General features: G+C 66.1%; 21 protein-coding genes and 1 tRNA gene. 7 read left to right on the top strand and 15 right to left on the bottom strand.

All coding sequences use genetic code 11. The annotated features are described in order from the left end of the window. Positions 1-9 precede the first annotated feature (9 nt). From DV709_RS06900 to DV709_RS06890, 3 genes are read left to right on the top strand one after another with little or no spacing between them, the layout of a single operon-like run. Positions 10-1,347: a hypothetical protein gene (locus DV709_RS06900; RefSeq protein WP_117592935.1), complete on the top strand. Its 1,338-nt coding sequence runs from the start codon at positions 10-12 to the stop codon at positions 1,345-1,347. Continuing rightward, the gene (locus tag DV709_RS06895) at positions 1,344-2,186 is read left to right on the top strand and encodes an ABC transporter ATP-binding protein (RefSeq protein WP_117592933.1); all 843 of its coding nucleotides are present in this window, start codon (positions 1,344-1,346) and stop codon (positions 2,184-2,186) included. Before DV709_RS06900 ends, DV709_RS06895 begins: the two co-directional genes overlap by 4 nt. Then, a complete protein-coding gene (locus tag DV709_RS06890) occupies positions 2,183-3,319 on the top strand; it encodes an ABC transporter permease (protein ID WP_232819705.1) in 1,137 nt (378 codons plus the stop codon). The genes DV709_RS06895 and DV709_RS06890 overlap by 4 nt, the downstream gene beginning before the upstream one ends. Positions 3,320-3,343: 24 nt before the next feature. Here the strand turns inward: DV709_RS06890 and DV709_RS06885 are convergent, their stop codons facing one another. Then, positions 3,344-3,538: a hypothetical protein gene (locus tag DV709_RS06885; protein ID WP_117592931.1), complete on the bottom strand. Its 195-nt coding sequence runs from the start codon at positions 3,536-3,538 to the stop codon at positions 3,344-3,346. A 96-nt stretch (positions 3,539-3,634) separates the two neighbouring features. On the opposite strand from DV709_RS06885, the gene DV709_RS06880 reads away from it, so the two are divergent. From DV709_RS06880 to DV709_RS06870, 3 genes are all read left to right on the top strand, one after another. Beyond that, entirely contained in the window at positions 3,635-3,766 is a 132-nt protein-coding gene (locus DV709_RS06880; RefSeq protein WP_117592929.1) for a transporter, read from the top strand. Between the two features lie 33 nt (positions 3,767-3,799). Beyond that, positions 3,800-4,819 carry a hypothetical protein gene (locus tag DV709_RS06875; protein WP_117592927.1) on the top strand — a complete coding sequence of 340 codons (1,020 nt, stop codon included), beginning with the start codon at positions 3,800-3,802 and terminating at the stop codon, positions 4,817-4,819. A gap of 115 nt (positions 4,820-4,934) precedes the next feature. Then, entirely contained in the window at positions 4,935-5,723 is a 789-nt protein-coding gene (locus DV709_RS06870; protein ID WP_117592925.1) for a creatininase family protein, read from the top strand. A gap of 112 nt (positions 5,724-5,835) precedes the next feature. Here DV709_RS06870 and DV709_RS06865 read toward each other — a convergent pair. From DV709_RS06865 to DV709_RS06835, 7 genes are all read right to left on the bottom strand, one after another. Beyond that, a tRNA-Ala gene (locus tag DV709_RS06865) sits at positions 5,836-5,907 on the bottom strand. Positions 5,908-5,976: 69 nt separating this feature from the next. Further along, positions 5,977-6,552 (bottom strand): rhomboid family intramembrane serine protease, encoded by a 576-nt coding sequence (locus DV709_RS06860; protein ID WP_117592924.1) that lies wholly within the window; start codon positions 6,550-6,552, stop codon positions 5,977-5,979. A gap of 110 nt (positions 6,553-6,662) precedes the next feature. Then, positions 6,663-6,971, bottom strand: coding sequence for a 30S ribosomal protein S10 (gene rpsJ / locus DV709_RS06855; RefSeq protein WP_058580640.1), 309 nt, complete (start codon positions 6,969-6,971; stop codon positions 6,663-6,665). Beyond that, positions 6,972-8,240: a translation elongation factor EF-1 subunit alpha gene (tuf, locus tag DV709_RS06850; RefSeq protein ID WP_117592922.1), complete on the bottom strand. Its 1,269-nt coding sequence runs from the start codon at positions 8,238-8,240 to the stop codon at positions 6,972-6,974. Positions 8,241-8,380: 140 nt separating this feature from the next. Continuing rightward, the gene (locus DV709_RS06845) at positions 8,381-9,322 is read right to left on the bottom strand and encodes a homoserine dehydrogenase (RefSeq protein WP_117592920.1); all 942 of its coding nucleotides are present in this window, start codon (positions 9,320-9,322) and stop codon (positions 8,381-8,383) included. Next, positions 9,319-9,846 carry an amino acid-binding protein gene (locus DV709_RS06840; protein ID WP_117592919.1) on the bottom strand — a complete coding sequence of 176 codons (528 nt, stop codon included), beginning with the start codon at positions 9,844-9,846 and terminating at the stop codon, positions 9,319-9,321. The genes DV709_RS06845 and DV709_RS06840 overlap by 4 nt, the downstream gene beginning before the upstream one ends. Before the next feature lie 257 nt (positions 9,847-10,103). Beyond that, positions 10,104-12,284, bottom strand: coding sequence for an elongation factor EF-2 (locus tag DV709_RS06835; protein WP_117592917.1), 2,181 nt, complete (start codon positions 12,282-12,284; stop codon positions 10,104-10,106). Positions 12,285-12,522: 238 nt separating this feature from the next. Between DV709_RS06835 and DV709_RS06830 the strand changes: the two genes are divergently transcribed. Next, on the top strand, positions 12,523-13,299 hold the full coding sequence (locus DV709_RS06830; protein ID WP_117592915.1) for a DUF5781 family protein: 777 nt from the start codon (positions 12,523-12,525) through the stop codon (positions 13,297-13,299). 68 nt (positions 13,300-13,367) lie between these two features. Here the strand turns inward: DV709_RS06830 and DV709_RS06825 are convergent, their stop codons facing one another. The 7 genes from DV709_RS06825 to DV709_RS06795 form a co-directional block, all read right to left on the bottom strand. Then, complete coding sequence (locus tag DV709_RS06825; protein WP_117592913.1) at positions 13,368-13,988, bottom strand: 30S ribosomal protein S7; 621 nt, start codon at positions 13,986-13,988, stop codon at positions 13,368-13,370. A 1-nt stretch (position 13,989) separates the two neighbouring features. Next, positions 13,990-14,418: a 30S ribosomal protein S12 gene (locus tag DV709_RS06820; RefSeq protein WP_058580647.1), complete on the bottom strand. Its 429-nt coding sequence runs from the start codon at positions 14,416-14,418 to the stop codon at positions 13,990-13,992. A 255-nt stretch (positions 14,419-14,673) separates the two neighbouring features. Next, the gene (locus DV709_RS06815; RefSeq protein ID WP_117592911.1) at positions 14,674-15,543 is read right to left on the bottom strand and encodes a mechanosensitive ion channel family protein; all 870 of its coding nucleotides are present in this window, start codon (positions 15,541-15,543) and stop codon (positions 14,674-14,676) included. Between the two features lie 87 nt (positions 15,544-15,630). Continuing rightward, a complete protein-coding gene (locus tag DV709_RS06810; RefSeq protein ID WP_117592909.1) occupies positions 15,631-16,014 on the bottom strand; it encodes a hypothetical protein in 384 nt (127 codons plus the stop codon). A gap of 120 nt (positions 16,015-16,134) precedes the next feature. After that, positions 16,135-16,554 carry a NusA-like transcription termination signal-binding factor gene (locus DV709_RS06805; RefSeq protein WP_117592907.1) on the bottom strand — a complete coding sequence of 140 codons (420 nt, stop codon included), beginning with the start codon at positions 16,552-16,554 and terminating at the stop codon, positions 16,135-16,137. Between the two features lie 5 nt (positions 16,555-16,559). Further along, complete coding sequence (gene rpoA2, locus DV709_RS06800; protein ID WP_117592905.1) at positions 16,560-17,768, bottom strand: DNA-directed RNA polymerase subunit A''; 1,209 nt, start codon at positions 17,766-17,768, stop codon at positions 16,560-16,562. Continuing rightward, entirely contained in the window at positions 17,761-20,685 is a 2,925-nt protein-coding gene (locus tag DV709_RS06795; protein WP_117592902.1) for a DNA-directed RNA polymerase subunit A', read from the bottom strand. Before DV709_RS06795 ends, rpoA2 begins: the two co-directional genes overlap by 8 nt.

Genomic DNA, 20,685 nt, shown 5'->3' with positions numbered 1-20,685 from the left:
ACTGTCGTAATGAAGGCACTCGCCGCAGTTCTCGCGTGTCTCCTCCTCGTCGTGTCCTCGGCCCCTGTCGGTGCCGCCCCGCCGTTGCCGGGGGACGCCGCCGACACCGTCACCGATTCCACGCCGTCGCCGACGCCGCTCACACAGTCCGAGGGGTCGTCGTCGCAGCTCGCCGGCCCGCCGCTGCAGGTCGCCGGACCCGCTCCCCAGATCGAACTCAACGCGACGGGATTCGTCGCCGAAACGCAGAACCGTGCGACGGTGACGCTGTCGAACCCGGCGACCACGCCGATGCGAAACGTCACCGTCACGGTAGGGATTCAAGGCGGAGACGCCGTCGTCGCCCGTCAAACCGTCCCCGTGCTCGGCGCCGGAGCGACCGAAGAACTGCCGTTCGTCCTCCTGCCGCGCGAGACCGGCGACCAGCGCGTGACGGTCCGCGTCTCTTACACCACCGACGGCGAGGACGCGACGACGCGCTACCGCGAGTCGGTAGCCGTTACCCCGCTCGAAGACGACGTGGCCGTCCGCGTCGAGTCGGTCCAAAGCGGCGACGCCGGAGGTGGTGCCGAGGGACAGCTCGGCGGCCTGCTCGGTGGAGGCGGCGGGGAGGGAGCGCTACAGGGGAGCGGCGAGGACGAAGCGCAACCGGGCCGGATAGACGTCGTCGTGACGAACTTCGGGAACGCTCCACTTCGAGACGTCGTCGTCGTCCCGACGAGCAACGACACCGAACTCCCGCGTCAGTCGATTACCGGGCGGCTCGCGCCCGGCGAGTCCGCCCGGACCACCGTCGACCTGCGTTTCGTCGGCCGGCAGGACAGCGTCGCGTTCGAGGCGCGCTACCGCGTCGGCGAACGCGACGGCACCGCTCGAACCGAGTTCCCGTTCGACCCCGCTTCCGGGTCGGTCGCGCTGACGAACGTCGACCTCTCTCTGGGAGCCGACGGCGTGTTGCGCATCAGCGGCAACGCGGGCAACCCCGGCGAGGCCTCCGTGACGGGCGTCACCGTCTCGGTCGGCGACGACGAACACGTCTCGCCGGCGTACCCCGTCCGCGACTACTTCGTCGGCACTGTCGACGGCAACGAGTTCGCCCCGTTCGACCTCACCGCCGAGGTCGACAGAGAGAACGTGACGGTCGTCCCCGTCGACGTGACGTACGTGACGAACGGCGTCCGCTACACGGAGACGGTCGAACTGCCGTACGACCGGTCGCTGTCGCCGCCGGAGCGCGAGCGCGGCCTCTTCTCGTCGCTCCCGGGCGATACGAGCGCACTCCTCGCGCTCGCTGGGGTGAGCCTCGCGGCGGCCGCGGCGGTCGTCGTCGTCCGTCGCCGCCGATGACCGAGCAGTCGTCGGCTCTCGGGGCGGGGTTCGCTCTCGACGAAGCGGCCGTCGCCGCCCACGACGGTCCGACGCTCGAACTCCGCGGAGTCAGAAAAGTGTATGAGACGGGCGGCGAGACGGTCGTAGCGCTCGGTGACGGGAGCGGGGAGTCGGCGACCGGCATCGACTTCGTCGTCGCCCCCGGCGAGTTCGTCGCCATCGTCGGCCCGAGCGGCAGCGGCAAGTCGACGCTTTTGAACATGCTCGGCCTGCTCGACGAACCGACCGCGGGCGAACGTTACCTCCTGGGAAGAGACGTGACGACGCTCGACGACGAGGCGCAGACGAACGCTCGAAAGGAAGCTATCGGCTTCGTCTTCCAAGACTTCTATCTCATCCCGACGCTGACGGCGACCGAGAACGTCGAGTTACCGACCATCTTCGAGGACGACCCCGACGCGACCGAGCGGGCGCGCGACCTGCTTCGACGCGTCGGCCTCGCCGACCGTCTCGACCACACGCCGAACGAACTCTCCGGCGGGCAGAAGCAGCGCGTCGCCATCGCCCGCGCGCTCGTCAACCGGCCGCGGGTGGTGCTGGCCGACGAACCGACGGGCAATCTCGACCAGGAGACGGGCGCACAGATCCTCGACGAGTTCCGACGCGTCTGCGAGGCGGGCGTGAGCGTCGTCGCGGTGACGCACGACCCGCAGGTGACGGAGTACGCCGACCGGACGGTCCGTCTCGTCGACGGCGTCGTTCGGGAGCGAGACGCGGCGGGCGCGGGGGGCGACGTCGTCGACGTCCGCTCGATGGACGACGAGAACCGAGACGCCGAATCGGAGGGCGGGGCGTGAAACTCGACCGTCGGTTCCCGGCGCTGCTGATGGCGTGGCGCAACCTCGACCGAAACCGCCTGCGGTCGGCGCTCGCGGCGCTGGGCATCGTCATCGGCGTGCTCGCCATCGCCACGCTCGGCATCTTCGGAAACGTCCTCCAGCTGTCGGCGACGAACGAGCTCGGCGCGATAGGTACCCAGGTCGTCGTCAGCCCGAACCAGGACGCGGGCGTCACCTCACTGAACGCCCGCGAGGTGGAGACGGTACAGCAGCTCACCGCCGGACGCGGAACGGCGGTACCGCTCGTCAGCGACGGTGCGGTCGTCTCGAACGGCCGCGGACAGTCGTTCGCCACCCTCTACGGCATCTCGACGCCGGCGGCGCTGTTCTCGGCGTCGGAGGGGGCGATACCCGACCGACACCGACAGGGCGCTCTCGTCGGCGCGGAACTCGCCGACAGACTCGACCTCCAGGTCGGGAGCATGGTGGAGATAGAGGGCAACGAGTACCGCGTCGTCGCCGTGCTCGCCCCGACAGAGGACATCTCGCCGGTGTCGCCGGACAACGGCGTCGTGCTCCCGCCCGAGGAGTTCGTCAGCGACGAGTACAACCAGGTCGTCGTCCGCGCCGAGTCGGGGGAGGCCGCGAGCCGGATCGCGACGTCGGTCCGCGAGCAGTTGAACGCCCGCGAGGAGCGCGTCACGGTGTTCGAGTTCTCGACCATCCTCGACCAGATCGGCGAGTTCTTCGCGCTGCTCAACTCGTTTCTGTTGGGTCTGGCGGGTATCTCGCTCGTCGTCGCCGGCGTGAGCATCTTCAACGTGATGCTGATGAGCACCACCGAGCGCAGAGGAGAGATCGGGGTGTTGCGCGCCGTCGGCGTCCAGCGAGGCGACGTGCTACGGATGTTAGTCGTCGAGGCGATGCTACTCGGGACGGTCGGCGGCGCTATCGGCGCGGCACTCAGCGGACTCGTCACTGCGGGTCTGTACTACTTCACGCCCGTGACGCTGGCCGTCGCGCTCGACCCGAGCAACGGCCTCTACCTCGTCGGCGCGTTCGCCTTCGGGGTGGTCGTCAGCCTCGTCAGCGGACTGTATCCCGCGTGGAAAGCCGCGAACGAACCGCCGGTCGAGGCGCTGCGCGGCTGAGTCCCCGTTCGGATACGACGCGGTTCAGTACGTGCTCGCGCTGCCGCCGCTGTCCTCGACGATGAGACGCGCGATGAGCGCGATGAGGATGAGCGGGATGCCGATACCCGAGACGACGAGCAACAGGAGTACGACCGCCTTCATGAGCGTCCCCTGTCGGTCCCAGACGGTGTTCGTCACGTTGTCGATACTCCGCGCGACGTTCTGTATCGTCCCCATACACCTTCGTACGGCGTTGGGCAGGATTACTCTTGGGGCCGACTCCGACCCGCGTCTGCCCCAGAAGTTACCTCACTCGGCGTTGTTCTGTCGGGTATGCGAACCAGTACAATCGTGTTGCTCGTCGGTATCGTGCTGCTGTTCATCCCCATCCCGCCGTTTGCGACCATCGCCGGGATTCTCACCATCCTCGTCGCGCTGGGGATGCGCTTCTTGGGCGGGAGCTAAGCGCCGTCGGACGTTCGAGTATCGTTTTCGACGATGGGCCGGACCGAAGCTAACGCTGCGGAGGGACGAGATCGTTCGCTCGCCGAGCGACTGCTGTTGGACGCGAACCGCATGACGGTGACGGCGATGCTGTCGTCCGCCACGCTGGTCCTTCTGACGGCGCTCGGGACGCTCGACCTCCCGTTCCGGTCGATACTGACGACGGGCGACACCGTCGAGACGCTGTTCCAGACGCTCATCGGCGTCCTCATCACCGGGATGACGCTCGTCGTCTCTATCAACCAGTTGGTACTCTCCCAGGAGTTCGGGTCGCTGGGTCGCCAGAGCGAGCGAATGGAGAAGTCGATGGCGTTTCGCAAGGAGTCCGAGCGGGAGTTCCGGTGGACCGGCCCGCCCGAACCCGACAGATTCCTCGAAACGCTCGTCGACACCAGCCTCGAAAGGACGAGGGCGCTTCGGGAAGCCGTCGAGGACAATTCCGACCGGACCCTCCGAAGGCGGGTCGACCAGTTCGTCGACCGAATCGAGAGCAGCGCCGAGCGAGTCTCCGAGGAGTTGGCGAACGCGCAGTTCGGCGAGTTTACGGTCACGCGGGCGGCGCTCGGCTACAACTACTCGTGGAAGATATACGTGCTCCGCCGAGTGTACTGGGAACACAGAGAGAATCTGAGCGAGGACGAGAGAGACGCGTTCGACGACGTGGTCGACGTTCTGGAGCTGTTCGGTCCGGCCGAGGAGTTCTTCAAGGCCCACTACCTCCAGTGGGAACTGGTCAACCTCTCGCGGCGGATTCTGTTCACCGGCATCCCCGCGCTCGTCGTCACCGTCGTCGCCGCGCTCTATCTCAAACCCGGCGTCGTCTCCGGGTCGCTGCTCGGTATCCCGCTCTCGGTCTGGCTCATCAACCTCGGAATCACGCTCGCGCTGGTCCCCTTTTTCGTCTTCACGGCGTACGTCCTCCGGACGGCCTCCATCGCGAAGCAGACGGGCGCTATCGGTCCGTTCGTCCTCCACGAGTCGGAGCGCGCGCCGCTCATCGACTGGGAGGAGTGACGGTCTGCTCGTTCGCGTGACTTCGTCGTGGTGAACGCGAGTGACCGGGAGCCGGACCTAACTGGCCGATGCCGACGACACTCACTATATCACTGCCGAGAGACAACAGGGAGATATGACCGGGACGGCCGAGACGACGGGATACCGCGTCGCGGAGCTGACGTGGCAGGAACTCGAAGACGCGCTGGCCGAGACGAGGACGCTGTTGCTCCCGGTGGGGAGCACCGAACAGCACGGCCACCACTTGCCCCTCGGTGTGGACGTGTACATGCCCGAGGCGATCGGCGAGCGGGTCGCTGCAAAAAGCCCGGCCTTGCTCGCACCGCCGCTCTGGTACGGCGTGAGCCCCCACCACACGTTCAAACCGGGGACGTTCACCGTCTCGACGGAGACGTTTCAGCGATACGTCTTCGACATCTGCGAGTCCGCGACCGAGTGGGGAATCGAGCACATCCTGCTTCTCAACGGCCACTACCTCGCGCAGGACCCCGAACTCGAAATCGTCGTCCGCCGGCTGCGAAACGAACTCGGCATCGAAGCGTTCCACGTCCCGCTGGTCGAACTGTTCGCCGACGTCGCCGCGGAGATTCGCACCGGGGACGTGTCGTTTCACGCCTCGGAGTTCGAGACGAGCATCATGCTCGAACTGTTCCCCGACCTCGTGGAGATGGACCGCGCGACAGACGTGCCGCCGCCCGAAGAGTCGCTGCCGCTCACCGACTACGACGCGCTCGGCGAGAACAAGGTCGGCTGGGCGCTCAGCGCGGCCGACATGGAGGCGTTGACGCCGACCGGCAACATCGGCGACCCGACCGTCGCGACGCGAGAGAAGGGCGCGAAACTGGTCGAGTCGGCGGTGTCCGACATCCGCCTGCTCGTCGACGCGCTCGAAACATCGGAGTGAGCGAGAGAACCAACCGAAGATGCTGGACTCGCGGGGGTCACGCGAACGAGCGTAGCGAGTGAGTGTGACCTCGCGAGTCCATTGACTGAGGGAGCGAAGCGACCGAAAGAAATGGACTCGCGGGGATTTGAACCCCGGGCCTCTTCCTTGCGAAGGAAGCGATCTGCCACTGATCTACGAGCCCTCGTCTGCACTCCAACTAACCCGTGGGCCGTACTTGTAGCTTCTGTTTTCGGCCGCCACCGCGAGCCAGTCACACGCTGAGCAGCCGCATCCGCCCGGCGACGAGCCCGAGGACGAACCCCGTCCCGTGGGCGACGATGGCGACGTTCGGTCCCGCACCGAGCGCCGCGACGAGCACCGCAGCGACGACGAGCACCGCGACCTGCGTCCGTCCGTCGAGGTTCAAGCGGCCGAGGACGGTGTCGGTCACCGGGTTCGCCGCCAGCAGGTACCCGGCGAGCGCGAAGATCGCGCCGCTCGCGCCGACGACGCCGACGGCGCGACCGAACACGGAGTCGAAGCCGATCTCGGCGAGTCCGGCGAGCACGCCGGTCGAGAGGAAGAACGCGTGGTACCGCCACCGCGTCGTCCCCTGTTCGACGAAGAACCCGACGACGACGAGGGCGACGGCGTTGCTGAGCAGGTGACCGAGACCCGCGTGGGCGTACACGCTCGTGACGAGCGTCCACGGGCGGACGTCGACCGGCGGGGCGAGCGCGAACAGCCCGACGGCGCTCCCGAACAGGCCGAGGACGCTCTGGACGAGGAAGACGACGCCGAAGACGGCGAGCGTGTCCAGCGTGGGACTGTTCGGCCGGGAGACCATACCGGAACAACGGTCTGCGGCCGCAAAAGCGTACCTGCGGCTACGGGACCGAAAAATCGTAGAAAGGGGTGGTTGAGACACCGTCGGACTCCGACGGGCCTTAGCGTCAGTCAGTCTTCGAGAACGATCTCGATACTGACGTCGTTTGGCACTTGAATGCGCATGAGCTGGCGAAGCGCGCGTTCGTCCGCGTCGATGTCGATGAGACGCTTGTGAACTCGCATCTCCCAGTGCTCCCACGTCGCGGTGCCTTCTCCGTCAGGCGACTTCCGACACGGAATCTCGAGCGTCTTCGTCGGCAGCGGAATCGGACCGCTGAGGCTGACGCCCGTCTTGCTCGCGATTTCGCGGACGTCGTCACAGATGTCGTCGAGGTCCTCGGGGCTCGTGCCGGCGAGGCGAACGCGTGCTTGCTGCATTTATCGCTCGTTGACCTCGAGCACCTTGCCGGCCGCGATGGTCTGACCCATGTCGCGGATGGCGAAGGAACCGAGTTCCGGAATCTCGCCGGACGGCTCGATGCTGAGCGGCTTCTGTGGTCGGATCGTCACGATGGCGGCGTCGCCGGACTTGATGAAGTCCGGGTTCTCCTCTGCGACCTCACCCGAGGCGGGGTCGAGTTTCTGGTCGATGGACTCGACGGTACACGCGACCTGCGCCGTGTGGGCGTGGAAGACCGGCGTGTAGCCCGCCGTGATGACCGAGGGGTGCTGCATGACGACGACCTGCGCCTGGAACGTCTCGGCGACCTTCGGCGGGTCGTCGGCCGGGCCACAGACGTCGCCGCGGCGGATGTCGTCCTTGCCGACGCCGCGCACGTTGAAGCCGACGTTGTCGCCGGGTTCTGCGCGCGGGACTTCCTCGTGGTGCATCTCGACCGTCTTCACTTCGCCGGAGACGTCCGACGGCTGGAAGGAGACGTTCGAGCCCGTCTCGAGGATACCGGTCTCGACGCGGCCGACCGGGACCGTACCGATGCCGGAGATGGTGTAGACGTCCTGGATGGGGAGACGCAGCGGCGCGTCCGTCGGCGGCTCGACTTCCGGAAGGTCGTTGAGCGCTTCCAGCAGGGTCGGACCGTCGTACCACGACGTGTTGTCGCTGCGGTCTGCGATGTTGTCGCCCTCGAACGCCGAGATCGGGACGAACGTCGCGTCGTCGGCGTTGAAGCGAACCTGGTTGAGCAGGTTCTGGACTTCCTCGCGGACCTCCTCGTAGGAGTCCTCCGAGTAGTCGACGACGTCCATCTTGTTGACGCCGATGATGAGTTCGTTGATGCCGAGCGTACGAGCGAGGAACACGTGCTCGCGGGTCTGCGGCGCGACACCGTCGTCGGCGGCGACGACGAGAACCGCGTTGTCGGCCTGCGAGGCGCCCGTGATCATGTTCTTGACGAAGTCACGGTGGCCCGGGCAGTCGACGATGGTGAAGTAGTACTTGTCCGTGTCGAACTCCTGGTGGGCGATGTCGATGGTGACACCACGCTCTCGCTCCTCTGCGAGGTTGTCCATCACGTAGGCGAACTCGAAGCCACCCTTGCCCTTCTCTTCTGCTTCTTCTCGGTGCTGCTCGATAACGTGCTCCGGAACCGACCCCGTCTCGAAGAGGAGTCGGCCCACGAGCGTGCTTTTTCCGTGGTCGACGTGGCCGATGATGGCCAAGTTCTGGTGCGGTTTGTCTTCGCTCATTGTTTAGCTCACGCGCTAAGGCGCTATGTGGCGTTTCCTTTGGTTGAGGACCCTAAAACGATTTCGATACGTCGCACACCCCACCCCGACGCCGTCTTGCGGTTTGACACTGGCTACCGTGCGGTAGTCGGTGACAACGGTTACTCCAAGCGACGGACGTCCGACAGGACCGCACTCGCCGTCTCGGGGCCGCCCGCTCCGCGGCCGCTGATGTTCAGTCGGCCGGCGTGAACCGTCCCCAGTTGGACGATGTTCTGGGTGCCGGTCACCGCGAGCGTCCCGTTCTCGGGGACGAGTCGCGGACCGACGCGAACCCCGTCTGCGGTCGCCTCGCCGATGAGTCGAATCGTCTGGCCGTCCTCGGCGGCGAGTTCGAGCGCGCTTCCGGGGATGTCGCGGATGCCCTCGACGTCGGCGTCGGCCAACGAGTAGCCGCCGTCGTAGAGCACGTTGCCGAGGATGACGCATTTCAGCGCCGCGTCCGTCCCCTCCACGTCGAAGGAGGGGTCGGCCTCCGCGACGCCGAGGTCCTGGGCCTCCGCGAGCACGTGGTCGTAGTCGAGGCCCTCGGCGGTCATCCGCGAGAGGATGAAGTTCGCCGTCCCGTTCAGCACGCCGCGGGCGGCGGTTATCTGGTCGGGGCCGAAGTCCGCGATGGTCGAGAGGACGGGAATCGCCCCGCCGACCGTGGCCTCGAACAGCACGTCGCCGTCGCTGTCGCGTTCGAGCGCCCGGAGCGCCTCGTAGCGCTCGGCGACCGGTCCCTTGTTGGCGAGAACGACGTGCCGGTTCGATTCCAGCGCCGCTCGCACGTGCGAGAAGCCGGGTTCGGCGTCGCCGAGCGTCGTCGGCGTCGCCTCGACGAGCACGTCGTACTCCGCCGCGAGCGCGTCGCCGACGGCGGTGTCGCCGACGCTTCCGGTCTCTTCCTTGCGATCGAGCGCCGCGTCGACGTCGATACCGTCGGCGTCGACGACCGCGCCCCGCGAGTCCGCGAGCACCGTCACCTCCTGGCCGTAGTCGGCGGCCAACTCGGCGACGGAACGACCCACCGCTCCGGCACCGACGACGGCGACTCTCACGCCGACCCCTCCGCGAGCGGTTCGACGACTCGAAGGTTCTTCCGGTCGGCTATCTCGCGGACGACGGCGAGGACGTCCGTGCGTTTGCCCGCCTGCGTCGCCAGCCTGAGGCGGGCGCTCGACTCCTCGTTTCGACCTTCGGGTGCCGACACCGAGAGGTCCGCCAGGGCCGCGTTCGCACACTCCTCGATGCTTCGCAGCGTGTCCGAGAGGTCGGTGTCGACGAGGTGGCCGATCAGGAGGACGGTCAACTGCTCGCCGTAGCGCTCTGCACCCGCCTGTATCACGTTGACGCCGTTCTCTCGGAGCGCGTCGACGATGGTGTCGAAGCGGTCCGGCGGGCACTCCAGGTCGACCTCGACGGGGATGTGACCGCGCGGCGTGAGGTTGCCGCGCTCGTGGTAGATCGAGAGGAGGTTGCCGCCGTTGTCGGCGATGGGCCGAAGCGCCGCCAACAGCTGTCCGGGCTCGTCGACGAGTTCGAGCCGAACCGTGTGCGGTTGCGGCGTCTCGCCGTCACTCATCGACTCACCTCCGAAGTGCGCCACCCGCCTGTTGTCGACAGGGAGCGGTCGCTTTGTGGCTCCGTGTCGGTACGCCGCGGCTGGTGTGCGCCAATCCGCATACTACGCCTCTGACGCTACGTGGGTTATAACTCTTCGTCACTCGCAATTCTGTCCGAGGGTCGTCACACTGAAAAAGCACGAACGAGCGACTGACACTCCGAGTGGCAGACGCTCGGAGCCGCGAAAGAAGGGAAAACGAGCGCGGAGGCCCGTAGTTAGATGTAGTCGATAGCCGGCGAGAGTTCGAGCTTCATGCCCTTGCGCTCGCGGATCTCCATGATCTTCTCGCGCTGGAGGCTGTCGGAGAGCACGCGGAAGCCGGCGTTCTCCGTGTTCCAGGAGGCGCGGCCCTCGGTCGCAGAGCGGATGTCCGAGGAGAAGCCGATCATCTCTTCGACGGGTGCGATACCCTCGATGACCATGAGGTCGCCTTCTTGATACATGTCGTCGACGCGGCCGCGGCGACCCTGAATCTCGCCGGAGGCCGAGCCCATGTAGTCGGAGGCGACGTCGATGCGGACGTTCTGGATGGGTTCGAGCAGTTTGATCTGCGCGTCGATGAGCGAGCGGTGGACCGCCTCGCGGACCGCAGGGATGACCTGTGCGGGACCGCGGTGGATGGTGTCCTCGTGGAGGCGGGCGTCGTGCAGTCGGAGCAGCGTCCCCTGCACCGGCTCTGCGGCGAGCGGACCGTCGTCGAGCGCCTCTTCGAGACCCTCGATGACGAGCTCCATCGTCTCGTTGAGGTGCTGGATACCCTTCGTGTCGTCGATGAGGATGTTCGTGCCGAAGATGTGTTCGACGTTCTGCGAGGTGTCCTTGTCCATGCCGGCTTCCTGCAGCGCTTCGCGGCGCTCCAGTTCGGGCATGTCCATCGCCACCTCGCCGAGCTTGATGGCGTCGACGATGTCCTGCGACATCGGCTCTGCGGTGATGTAGAACTTGTTGTGGCGGTTCGGGGAGACACCCTCGACCTCGCGGGACTGCTGCTGCGGGGCCTCGCGGTAGACGACGATGGGCTCGCCGGTGTGGACCGGGATGCCTTGGTTGTCGCGGATGCGCTGGGTGATGACTTCGAGGTGGAGCTCACCCTGTCCGCTGATGAGGTGCTCGCCGGTGTCCTCGTTGATTTCGACGCGGATGGTCGGGTCCTCCTTCGCGACCTGCTGGAGCGTCTGGATGAGCTTCGGCAGGTCGTCCATGTTCATCGCCTCGACGGACTTGGTGATGACCGGCTCGGAGATGTGTTCGATGGACTCGAACGGCGTCATCTCGACGCTCGAAACGGTAGAACCGGCGATGGCGTCGCGGAGGCCGGTGACGGCGGCGATGTTGCCGGCGGGAACGCGGCTCACTTCCTCGCGGGAGTCACCCATGAAGATACCGACGGACTGGACGCGGTTCTTGCCCGCGGTGCCGGAGACGTACAGCTCCTGGCCCTTCTCCAGCGTGCCGGAGAACAGGCGTCCGGTGGCGATTTCGCCCGCGTGGGGGTCCATCGAGATGTCCGTCGACATGAAGACGACTTCGCCCTCGTCGTCGACGAGACGCATCTGCTCTGCGAGTTCCGACTCGGCGTCGCCGCGCCAGATGGTCGGGATACGGCGGGGCTGGGCGTCGAGCGGGTCCGGGAAGTGCTCGGCGACCATGTCGAGGACGACGTCCGAGAGCGGCGTGCGCTCGTGGAGCTCCTCGCGGTTGCCCGACTCCTCCATGTCGATGATGTCGCCGAAGGAGATACCGGTCTCCTGCATCGACGGGATGGAGACGCCCCACTTGTACAGCGCGGAGCCGAAGGCGACGGTCCCCTCTTCGACGGAGACGGTCCAGTCGTACTCTTTCTCCTCGGTCATGCCGCGGATGAGCTCGTTGACGTCGGTGATGACGTCGAGAAGCCGCTCCTGCATCTCCTCGGGCCCCTCCTGGAGCTCGTTGATGAGGCGGTCGACCTTGTTGATGAACAGCGCCGGCTTGACGCCCTCGCGGAGCGCCTGGCGCAGCACCGTCTCCGTCTGGGGCATCGCGCCCTCGACGGCGTCGACGACCACGAGCGCGCCGTCGACGGCGCGCATCGCCCGCGTCACGTCGCCGCCGAAGTCGACGTGGCCCGGCGTGTCGATGAGGTTGACGAGGTGGTTCTCGCCCTCCCACTCGTGGGTCATCGAGACGTTCGCGGCGTCGATGGTGATGCCGCGCTCCTGTTCGTCCTCTTTGGTGTCCATCGCGAGCTGCTGTCCGGCAGTCGCGTCGGAGATCATGCCCGCTCCGGCCAGCAGGTTGTCCGAAAGTGTCGTCTTCCCGTGGTCGACGTGAGCGGCGATGGCGATGTTCCGGATCTGCTCCGGCTTGTCCATCAGTTTCTCACATTCCTGTACGATTTTCTTTCGTCGGCCCATTATGAGTGCCCCTACCGGTAGGAGGGTCAAAAGGGTAGTGTTTTGCCGACGCCGAATCCGTCGAAAACGGCCGTCTGACGCGGCTCCGTGTGGGTACGTACCACTTATCAAACGAACCGAACGTCACTCCGAACGGGGTTCCCGAACGTTGCTTCGGCGACCCGCTAACGAGTGGCGGTCGTTCGCCACGACGCTCGACACAAGAGTCATACTCTCACGGACCGTGTCACAATCACGCATGGACATTCGCGTGCAGGGACCTGCCGCCCCGGACGCCTTTCTCAGCGCGGCAGACCTACTAGAGACGGAGTACGAGTTGTCGTGGCCGGTTCACGTACGCGTCAGAGACGACCCCGACGAGCGAACGTGGGCGGGCCACTACAGCAACGCCGCCGGCGACTACCACGTGTTGAACATCTCTCAGCAGGCGGCGACGAGCGCGATGGCGCGCGAACTCGCGCTCCACGAGTTCTCCCACATGGCCCGCTACGAGCAGTCACACCCCTCCCACGTCCAGTCGACCGAGGAGGCGCTCTACCTCGCGTTGACGGGCCGGAGCGTCGAGCGGCGCAAACTCGCCCACTGCTACCAGATAGCGAATCACATGAAGGACATCTACGCCGACGACATCACGATATCGGTCGCCCCGGCGGAGAAACTGGTGTACTTCCTCGAATCGCAGTTGGCGGCGGCGCTCGCCGACCAGCCGTCTGCTGTACCGCGCGCCGACTGGACCCGAACCACCGCCGCCTCCGACCCCGAGATAACGGCGGTCAACGCGGCGTTCGCGCTCGCGCTCGTCGAGCGACACGACCTCGTCGACGACGACCACCGACTGTACGATCTCGCGCACGCGGCCGACGACGACGCACCGAACGTCCGCGTCGACGAGTTCAGACGCCAGTTCCGGTCGCTCGCCGTCGAGACGACCGCCAGCGACTACCGCAAGGCGCTGGTCGACGTGACCCGCGCGTACGCCGTCGGCAGCGGCGGCGGCCCGCAGGCGGCCGACTGAGGTCGCCACGTGAACGAATAGCAAGCGCACCGCTCACCGCCGAAAAAAACGAAAGAGAATGTCGCAGATTAGCGGGCCGCGGCGGCGACGCGCTCGCGCTCTTCCTTCTGGCTGATGGGGTACGACTGGACGTCGTACTCCGCCGCGCCGAGAAGTTGCTGTGCGAGCGCCTCGGAGGCCGAGGTCGTCGACTTGTAGCTCGTCGATGCGACGCCGTCGGCGATGAACTTCAGCGCCTGGTCGACGCGGCGCTGGGGCGCGACGTCGACGGCTTTCGGGACCGAGATACCACCGTACTTCAGGCGGACGGTCTCCTCGCGGGGAGCGGCGTTCTCGACGGCGCGGACGAGAATCTGAACCGGGTTCTCCTCGCTGCGCTCGTTGACGATTTCGAAGGCGTCGCGGACGATGCCGAGCGCCTTCTGCTTCTTGCCCGTGTTGTCCTCGGTCTGCATCAAGCGGTTGATGAGTCGCTCGACGACCGAAATCTCGGACTTGCGGAACTGCTTGGAAGCGTGGCGACCCATCGTGTGCGCGATGGGCGTCACGTTGAGGTAGCGCTGGGTGCTGGGGTCGGTGTACTCGATCTCGGAGACGTCCCAGACGCCGAACAGGAGCGCGCTCGTCTGCGCTTCCTCGCTGTCGGCCGGTGCCTCGGGTTCGGGGGATTCGTTCTCTGCGTCCGACATCTTAGCGCACCGGTTTCTCCGCGTTGCCGCGCACGAGTTCGAGCATCGCGACGCCGTTGACTTTCTCTACCTTGTAGTTGACACCGGAGAGGTCACCCATGGCGCGACCCTTCGCGCCACCGATACCCGCGATGGTCACCTCGTCGTGTTCGTCGATGAACGAGATGGCACCGTCGCCGGGGCAGAACGCCGTGACCTGCTTCCCGTTCTTGATGAGCTGAACACGGACGCATTTACGAATCGCCGAGTTCGGCTGCTTCGCTTCGATGCCGACCTTCTCGAGGACGATGCCCCGCGCCTGCGGCGCACCCTCGAGCGGGTCCGATTTCTTCCGAAGACCGCGTTCGCGCCGCGCGTACTCCGAGTCGGACCATCGCCGCTTCTGACGGTCCTTCTTGAGTTTGCGGGCGGCGTATTTGCCGTTCGCCATAGTGGAAGTGCCTACTTAGTCGAGCTACTTAAGCGTCCTCTTTTCCACTCGTCGAAACGGTCTCAGATTCCTTCTTTCACCCCGCTACTCGAATCTGCGCCCGTTTCGCCGATTCGAACGAACCGCTCTCAGCGCGCCGCAGGTCGAACGCGGCGCGGAGACTCGGTGATTTCGCTTCGCTATCACGAGTCTCCGCCGACGAACGTTCTGTCGTTTCTCGACCGTCGTCGACCGCAGTCGTCCGCGGTCCTGTACTCACTCGTCGGCGCGCTCGACCGCGAGGCCGCCGCCCATATCCACCGCGGAGGTCGCGCCGAGCGTGATGTCGGTGGCCTCGCAGCGAACCTGCACCCGACGGGCGTAGTCCGAGAACGTGTCGAGCACTGTCCGCCGCGTCGGTTCCGAAACCCAGAACAGCACCTGTACCCTGATGTGGTCGCCCTCGAAACTGCGCACGCGAATCTTCGGCTGAGGGTCGTTCAGGATGGCCGGGTCGGTCACCGCCTCGTCGCGCAGAATCTCGATGGCCTCCTCCAGGCCCTCCTCGTAGTAGACGCCCACCTCCTCGTTGATGCGAAACTGGTTCTGTCCGTACGGCTTCGTGATGACGTTCGTCGTCAGCTCCGTGTTCGGGACGCTGATTATCTCGTTGTCGACGGTCCGAACCCGCGTCACTCGAAAGCCGATGGACTCGACGATGCCTTCGGTGTCACCCCACGCGACGTAGTCGCCGACGTTGAAGTTCGGGTCGGTCACGAGAAACAGCCCGCCGACGAGCGTCCCGAGCACCTCCCGGCCGGCGACGCCCACCGTCAGCGAGACGATGGCGACGGCGATAGTCGAACGCGTCAACACCCGCGTGTACCCGGCCGCCGCCAGCGCCGCGCCGAACGCGACGGCGACGACACCGACGCGGAGGTAGAGTTCGACCGCGCCGACGACCGTCGGGTTGTTCTCGTTTCGCGCCCTGACCGCCCGCACCACCAGCGGTTCGACGACTCCCCGACCTGCGCCGTAGACGAGCACGAACGCGGCGACGAGTTTCACCGCCCGGGCGAACAGTCCGTCACCGACCAGCAGTTCCACGAACGGAGCCGCGACCTGCAGCGCTGCGAGGTCTCCCATACCGACGGTACGGCGTCCCGACCAATAGCTCTCTGGAGGCCCACGTCGCCCGGCAGTTCTACCTTCGGAGCCGATGCTCGGCGAGGCTCAGTAGTAGAACAGCAGTTCGAACTCCCCGTCGCAGTCCGTGCACTGCACCGATTTTCCGCAGAGTTCGTCCTCGAGCGCCGGGTCGGAGACGGGTGCTGTGCGCTGGTGCTCGGTGTCGACTCCGCCGTCGGCGGCGATGGTCGCCTCTCCTGCTCGCTTTCGCTTCCCGTACTCACCGGGGTCGTCGGTCGCTCGCGCGTCGGAGGACTCGCCGCCGGACAGTGCCAACGTCGCACTGATGCGTTCGCCGCAGGAGGGACATCGTATCGAGACGGAGGGCCGGCACTCCGAGTCGACGCCGGACTCGGAGTCGGCAGTGCGCCGCTCGGCGGCGGACTGTGGTCCGTCTGAGACGGACGCCGGTTGCTCGGACTGTGACATACGATAGCAAGACGACGCTCGGTGAGATAGTTATAGGGCTTGTAATAACTGCATGTCACATCCCTAAATCGGGCACCGGCGACGGTGCCGAGCGGTAGGATTGGGCTACGGCCCGTCGGATTACGTCAGTTGGATGTCGTCGATGTCGTAGTGTCGACGCGCTAACGTCCGCGCCGTCTCGATGTTTTGACCGCGCTTACCGATAGCGACGCCGCGGTCGCCGTCGGCCACTTCGACGTAGGCGACGCGGTCGTTCTGGTCGCTGATGGTCACGTGCCGGACCGTCGCCGGCGCGAGCGCGCTCGCGACGAACGCTTCGGGGGTGTCGGCGTCCTCGACGAGTTCGACGTTTCGACCGAGTTTGCGCTCGAGTCGCTTCACCGTCTTCCCGCCGGGACCGATGGCCTTGCCCATCTCGCCCGCCCCGACGAGGACGACGATTCGGTCGTCGTAGACGAGGCAGTCGGTGGCGCTCGCGCCGGTTTCCTCGTCGAACGCGCCGAGGTAGCGGCGGGCGTCGTCCGACAGCGTGACGCGCATGGTGGCTAGTCGTCCGAGGGCTGTTCGGTGTTCGCGCTGAACGAGCCCATCCGGAGGTCGACGTCGCCGGTGCCGATGGCGACCGGCTTGCCGACGATGACGTTCTCGATGACGCCGTTGAGGTCGTCCTCTTCGCCGTGGATGGCGGCGTCGAGCAGGTGGTTCACCGTCACCTCGAACGCCGCGCGGGCGAGTACCGACTCCTTCGACCCGGAGATACCGTGACGGCCGATGGACTCGATGGTCCCGCGATTCGTCATGATGTCCGCGACGAGCATCAGGTGTCGGACGTTCACGTCGTCGAGACCCTGCTCTTCGAGCGTCTCCATCGTCTCGTTGATGATGGCCTCGCGCGCGGCCTCGACGCCGAGGTTGCGGTGGATCTCGTGGATGTTGTTACACGTCGTCCGCGACGCGTCGACGCCCTCGATGGCGAGCACGTCGCCGAACGCCGACCCCTCGGTGTAGAGGACGAACTCCTCGCCGTCGTCGGTCTTCTCCTTGCGGATGACGACGCGGGTGACCTCCTCGATGCCTTTGAACACGACGTCGCGGAGCTCTTCGACCAACTGCAGCAGCTTCCGGTAACTCGGCTGGTCGGGGCCGAACTCGATGACCGTCCCCGACAGTCGAGTCGTCACGCCGAGGGCGTCCTCGATGGTGTCGGCGATCTCGTCGGCGACCTCGTCGACGTTCGAGGCGCGGGGCCACCGCTCCATCAGCGTCTCGTCGTTGAGGTCGACCTGCACGAGCATGTCGGCGACGTTCGTCGACACGTCGCCGAGCGCCAAGATCTTCGACGCCTCGATGCTCCAGACGACCTCGTGGGCCTTCTCGCGGTCCTCGGCGTACTCGTCTTCGAGGTGGACCGTCATCATCGGCGTGTCCGGCGTCTTCCGCGCGTCCACGAGCTCGATGAGCCGCGGCAGCCCCTGCGTCACGTCGATCTCGGCGACGCCCGCGTAGTGGAACGTGTTCATCGTCATCTGCGTCCCCGGCTCCCCGATGGACTGCGCGGAGACGGTGCCGACGGGGTCGAGCGGGTCGACGCGGGTGTCGAGATACCGGACCTCGACGGCGCGGGCGATATCGTCGGCTTTCTCGACGCTCACGTCGTCTCGGCTCTCGATAGTGCGGTACACCCGGTCTTTGAGTCGTCGCGGGAGCTCGGTGTCCTCGACGACGGCCTCGATGTCGTCTGTGATCTCAGTCATCTGATTCTACCTCCTGGGTGCGCGCCTCGCCGAGACGCGGCTCGGCGTGCTCCGAGAGGTTCGTCGGCGGCTCCTCGCGGCCGAGGAACTGCTGACGGGTCGCCTCGTCGTCGAACTCCGCGTCCATCACGCGGTCGGCGATGCTCTCGACGTCGATGTCGTTGTCCTTCGAGGAGGACACCTTCACCGGCGAGGTGCCGTCCTCGCCGAACTCGAACTGGACGATGGTGTCCGAGGTGTCGCGCACCGTGCCGTCGTACTGCGTCTCCAGTTCGGAGAGCGCGTTGATGAGCCGACGCTGCAGATATCCGGACTTGGAGGTCCGGACCGCCGTGTCGACGAGGCCCTCGCGGCCGCCCATCGCGTGGAAGAAGAACTCGCGCGGCGTGAGACCGCCGCGGTAGGAGTTCTCCACGAAGCCGTGCGCCTCCGCGGAGAGGTCGTTCGGCTTGTAGTGGCTGAGCGTGCGGTCCTCGTAACCGCGGTTGATGCGCTCGCCGCGAACCGCCTGCTGTCCGACACAGCCGGCCATCTGCGTGAGGTTCAGCATCGACCCACGCGCGCCCGAACGCGCCATGATGACCGCGGGGTTGTCGTCGCCGAAGTGGTCGTCGGCGATCTCACCGGCGGAGTCACGCGCTTTGCCGAGCGTCTGCATGATCTTCATCTCCAGCGTCTCGTCGACGGTGCGACCCGGCAGCGACTCGAGTTCGCCCGCGTCGTACGTGGCGATGAGTTCGTCGATGCGCTCGTAGGCGTTCTCGATGGCCTCGTCGACCTGCTCGCCGGCCTCCTCCGGAATCGACTCGTCGTCGATACCGATGGAGAACCCGAAGTGCATGATGGCGCGCATCGCCAGCGCGGAGATCTCGTTGACGAACACGCGAGCGCGCGTCTCCGAGTACACTTTGGTGATGGTGTCGACGATCTCGCCGCCGAACGCGCCGACGGCGTCCTCGTCGATGGTGCCGCCGACGAGCTGACCGTCCTCGATGACGACGTCGTCGCCGGTCGAACTGCTGAACTCCAGAGAGAGGTCGTCGGGCAGCAGCTCCGAGAAGATGGAGTGGCCCGTCCAGTAGGACTCGCCGTTCTCCTCGCCGTCCGGCTCGGGCAGCTCGTCCACGCGGGTCGCGCGCAGCAGGTCGAGCGCCTGCGTCTCCGTGAACTTCGGATTCTCGTGGGTCAGCAGGTAGGTGCCGGAGATGTGGTCCTGAATCGCGCCGATGATGTTCTCGCCGAAGCGCGGGCTGAGAATCTGTTCCTGCACGCGCATGAGGACGCGCGCCTCCGCGCGGGCCTCCTCGTTCTGCAGCGCGTGCATGTTCATCTCGTCGCCGTCGAAGTCGGCGTTGTACGGCGGACAGACGACGGTGTTGAGCCGGAACGTCTTGTACGGCATCACGACCACCTCGTGGGCCATGATGGACATCCGGTGCAGCGACGGCTGGCGGTTGAAGATGACGATGTCGCCGTCGATGAGGTGCCGGTTCACTTCCCAGCCGAGTTCGACTTTCTCTGCGAGTTCCTCGCAGTTCTTCTCGGTCACCTTCAGACGGCGACCGTCGGGGCGCTTGACGTAGTTCGCGCCCGGATGGTTCTCGGGGCCGTTGCGGACGTACTGCCGGGCCTCCTCGATGTTCCGCTCGGTGACGTTCATCGTCTGCGTCATCTCCGACGCGACGCGGTCGGGGACGCCGACCTCGTTGAGCGAGAGCGTCGGGTCCGGTGAGATGACGGTACGCGCCGAGAAGTTGACGCGCTTGCCGGAGAGCGAGCCGCGGAAGCGACCCTCCTTGCCCTTCAGGCGCTGACTGAGCGTCTTCAGCGGGCGACCGGAGCGGTGTCGCGCCGGCGGCGTGCCCGAGATCTCGTTGTCGATGAACGTGGTGACGTGGTACTGCAGCAGTTCCCAGAGGTCCTCGATGATGAGCTGCGGAGCACCGGCCTCGCGGTTCTCCATGAACCGCTGGTTGATGCGGATGATGTCGACCAGCTTGTGGGTCAGGTCGTCCTCGGAGCGCTGGCCGTTGTCGAGCGTGATGGACGGACGCGCCGTCACCGGCGGCACCGGCAGCACGGTCAGAATCATCCACTCTGGGCGCGCGCGCTCGGAGTCGATGCCGAGCGTCTCCATGTCGTCGTTCGGGATGTCCTCGAACCAGTCGCGGATGTCCGAGGGCATCAGCTTGTTCATGTCCTCGACGGTGAGGTCGATGGAGAGCGCCTTCTCGATGGCTTTCCGGTCCTCCTTGCGGGGGCGGAACTCCCCGGAGAGAATCTGGTTGACCCGCTGGAGGTCGATGTCGGTCTTCTCCGCGAGCTCCTGCGGAGCCATCCCCTCTCGGTCTTCCTCCTCGTCGGGCTGCATCGCCTCGGCGATGAGTTCGGAGTACTCGCCCGAGAGCACGTCCTGGACCTCGTAGTACGTCGTCGGCTTCTCGTGTTTGATGTCGTGCTGCGGTTCGTTGCAGTGCGGGCAGCGCTTGGCCTTCCGCGCCTGCCGGACCGCGGCCTTCATCACGTCGCTCCAGTCCTCGCTGAGTTCCTCAGCGCGCTGCATGCGAGCGCGGAACTCCGCCTGCTCCTCGTCGGTCAGCGCGAGACGACCGCACTGTCGACACGTCGAGCGCAGCAGCCGGCGGATGAGCTTCGTGAAACCGACGTGGATGACGGGCGCGGCCAGTTCGATGTGGCCGAAGTGGCCGTTACACGACCCGGAGTGCTGACCGCAGGTTCGACACTCCAGTCCGGGGTCGATGACGCCCAGTCGCGGGTCCATCAGCCCCATGTCGATGGGGTAGCCGTCGTCGTCGTAAGTGTCCGCCGTGATGACCTTCGTCGCGGACATGTCTCGGTACGTCTCCGGGTCCATCAGCCCGAAGCGGATGCCGCCGATCTCTTTCGGTGTTTGCAT

Origin of the sequence: Haloprofundus halophilus (assembly GCF_003439925.1) — an archaeon.
Lineage (GTDB): Archaea > Halobacteriota > Halobacteria > Halobacteriales > Haloferacaceae > Haloprofundus > Haloprofundus halophilus.
This window is presented reverse-complemented; position numbering and strand designations above follow the sequence as displayed.

Excerpts from the sequence above, each read along its gene's own strand:
- DV709_RS06900 (WP_117592935.1), top strand. The coding sequence starts at position 10 with ATGAAGGCACTCGCCGCAGTTCTCGCGTGTCTCCTCCTCGTCGTGTCC.
- DV709_RS06895 (WP_117592933.1), top strand. The coding sequence starts at position 1,344 with ATGACCGAGCAGTCGTCGGCTCTCGGGGCGGGGTTCGCTCTCGACGAA.
- DV709_RS06885 (WP_117592931.1), bottom strand. The coding sequence starts at position 3,538 with ATGGGGACGATACAGAACGTCGCGCGGAGTATCGACAACGTGACGAAC.
- DV709_RS06880 (WP_117592929.1), top strand. The coding sequence starts at position 3,635 with ATGCGAACCAGTACAATCGTGTTGCTCGTCGGTATCGTGCTGCTGTTC.
- DV709_RS06875 (WP_117592927.1), top strand. The coding sequence starts at position 3,800 with ATGGGCCGGACCGAAGCTAACGCTGCGGAGGGACGAGATCGTTCGCTC.
- DV709_RS06870 (WP_117592925.1), top strand. The coding sequence starts at position 4,935 with ATGACCGGGACGGCCGAGACGACGGGATACCGCGTCGCGGAGCTGACG.
- DV709_RS06860 (WP_117592924.1), bottom strand. The coding sequence starts at position 6,552 with ATGGTCTCCCGGCCGAACAGTCCCACGCTGGACACGCTCGCCGTCTTC.
- rpsJ (WP_058580640.1), bottom strand. The coding sequence starts at position 6,971 with ATGCAGCAAGCACGCGTTCGCCTCGCCGGCACGAGCCCCGAGGACCTC.
- tuf (WP_117592922.1), bottom strand. The coding sequence starts at position 8,240 with ATGAGCGAAGACAAACCGCACCAGAACTTGGCCATCATCGGCCACGTC.
- DV709_RS06840 (WP_117592919.1), bottom strand. The coding sequence starts at position 9,846 with ATGAGTGACGGCGAGACGCCGCAACCGCACACGGTTCGGCTCGAACTC.
- DV709_RS06835 (WP_117592917.1), bottom strand. The coding sequence starts at position 12,284 with ATGGGCCGACGAAAGAAAATCGTACAGGAATGTGAGAAACTGATGGAC.
- DV709_RS06830 (WP_117592915.1), top strand. The coding sequence starts at position 12,523 with ATGGACATTCGCGTGCAGGGACCTGCCGCCCCGGACGCCTTTCTCAGC.
- DV709_RS06825 (WP_117592913.1), bottom strand. The coding sequence starts at position 13,988 with ATGTCGGACGCAGAGAACGAATCCCCCGAACCCGAGGCACCGGCCGAC.
- DV709_RS06820 (WP_058580647.1), bottom strand. The coding sequence starts at position 14,418 with ATGGCGAACGGCAAATACGCCGCCCGCAAACTCAAGAAGGACCGTCAG.
- DV709_RS06815 (WP_117592911.1), bottom strand. The coding sequence starts at position 15,543 with ATGGGAGACCTCGCAGCGCTGCAGGTCGCGGCTCCGTTCGTGGAACTG.
- DV709_RS06810 (WP_117592909.1), bottom strand. The coding sequence starts at position 16,014 with ATGTCACAGTCCGAGCAACCGGCGTCCGTCTCAGACGGACCACAGTCC.
- DV709_RS06805 (WP_117592907.1), bottom strand. The coding sequence starts at position 16,554 with ATGCGCGTCACGCTGTCGGACGACGCCCGCCGCTACCTCGGCGCGTTC.
- rpoA2 (WP_117592905.1), bottom strand. The coding sequence starts at position 17,768 with ATGACTGAGATCACAGACGACATCGAGGCCGTCGTCGAGGACACCGAG.
- DV709_RS06795 (WP_117592902.1), bottom strand. The coding sequence starts at position 20,685 with ATGCAAACACCGAAAGAGATCGGCGGCATCCGCTTCGGGCTGATGGAC.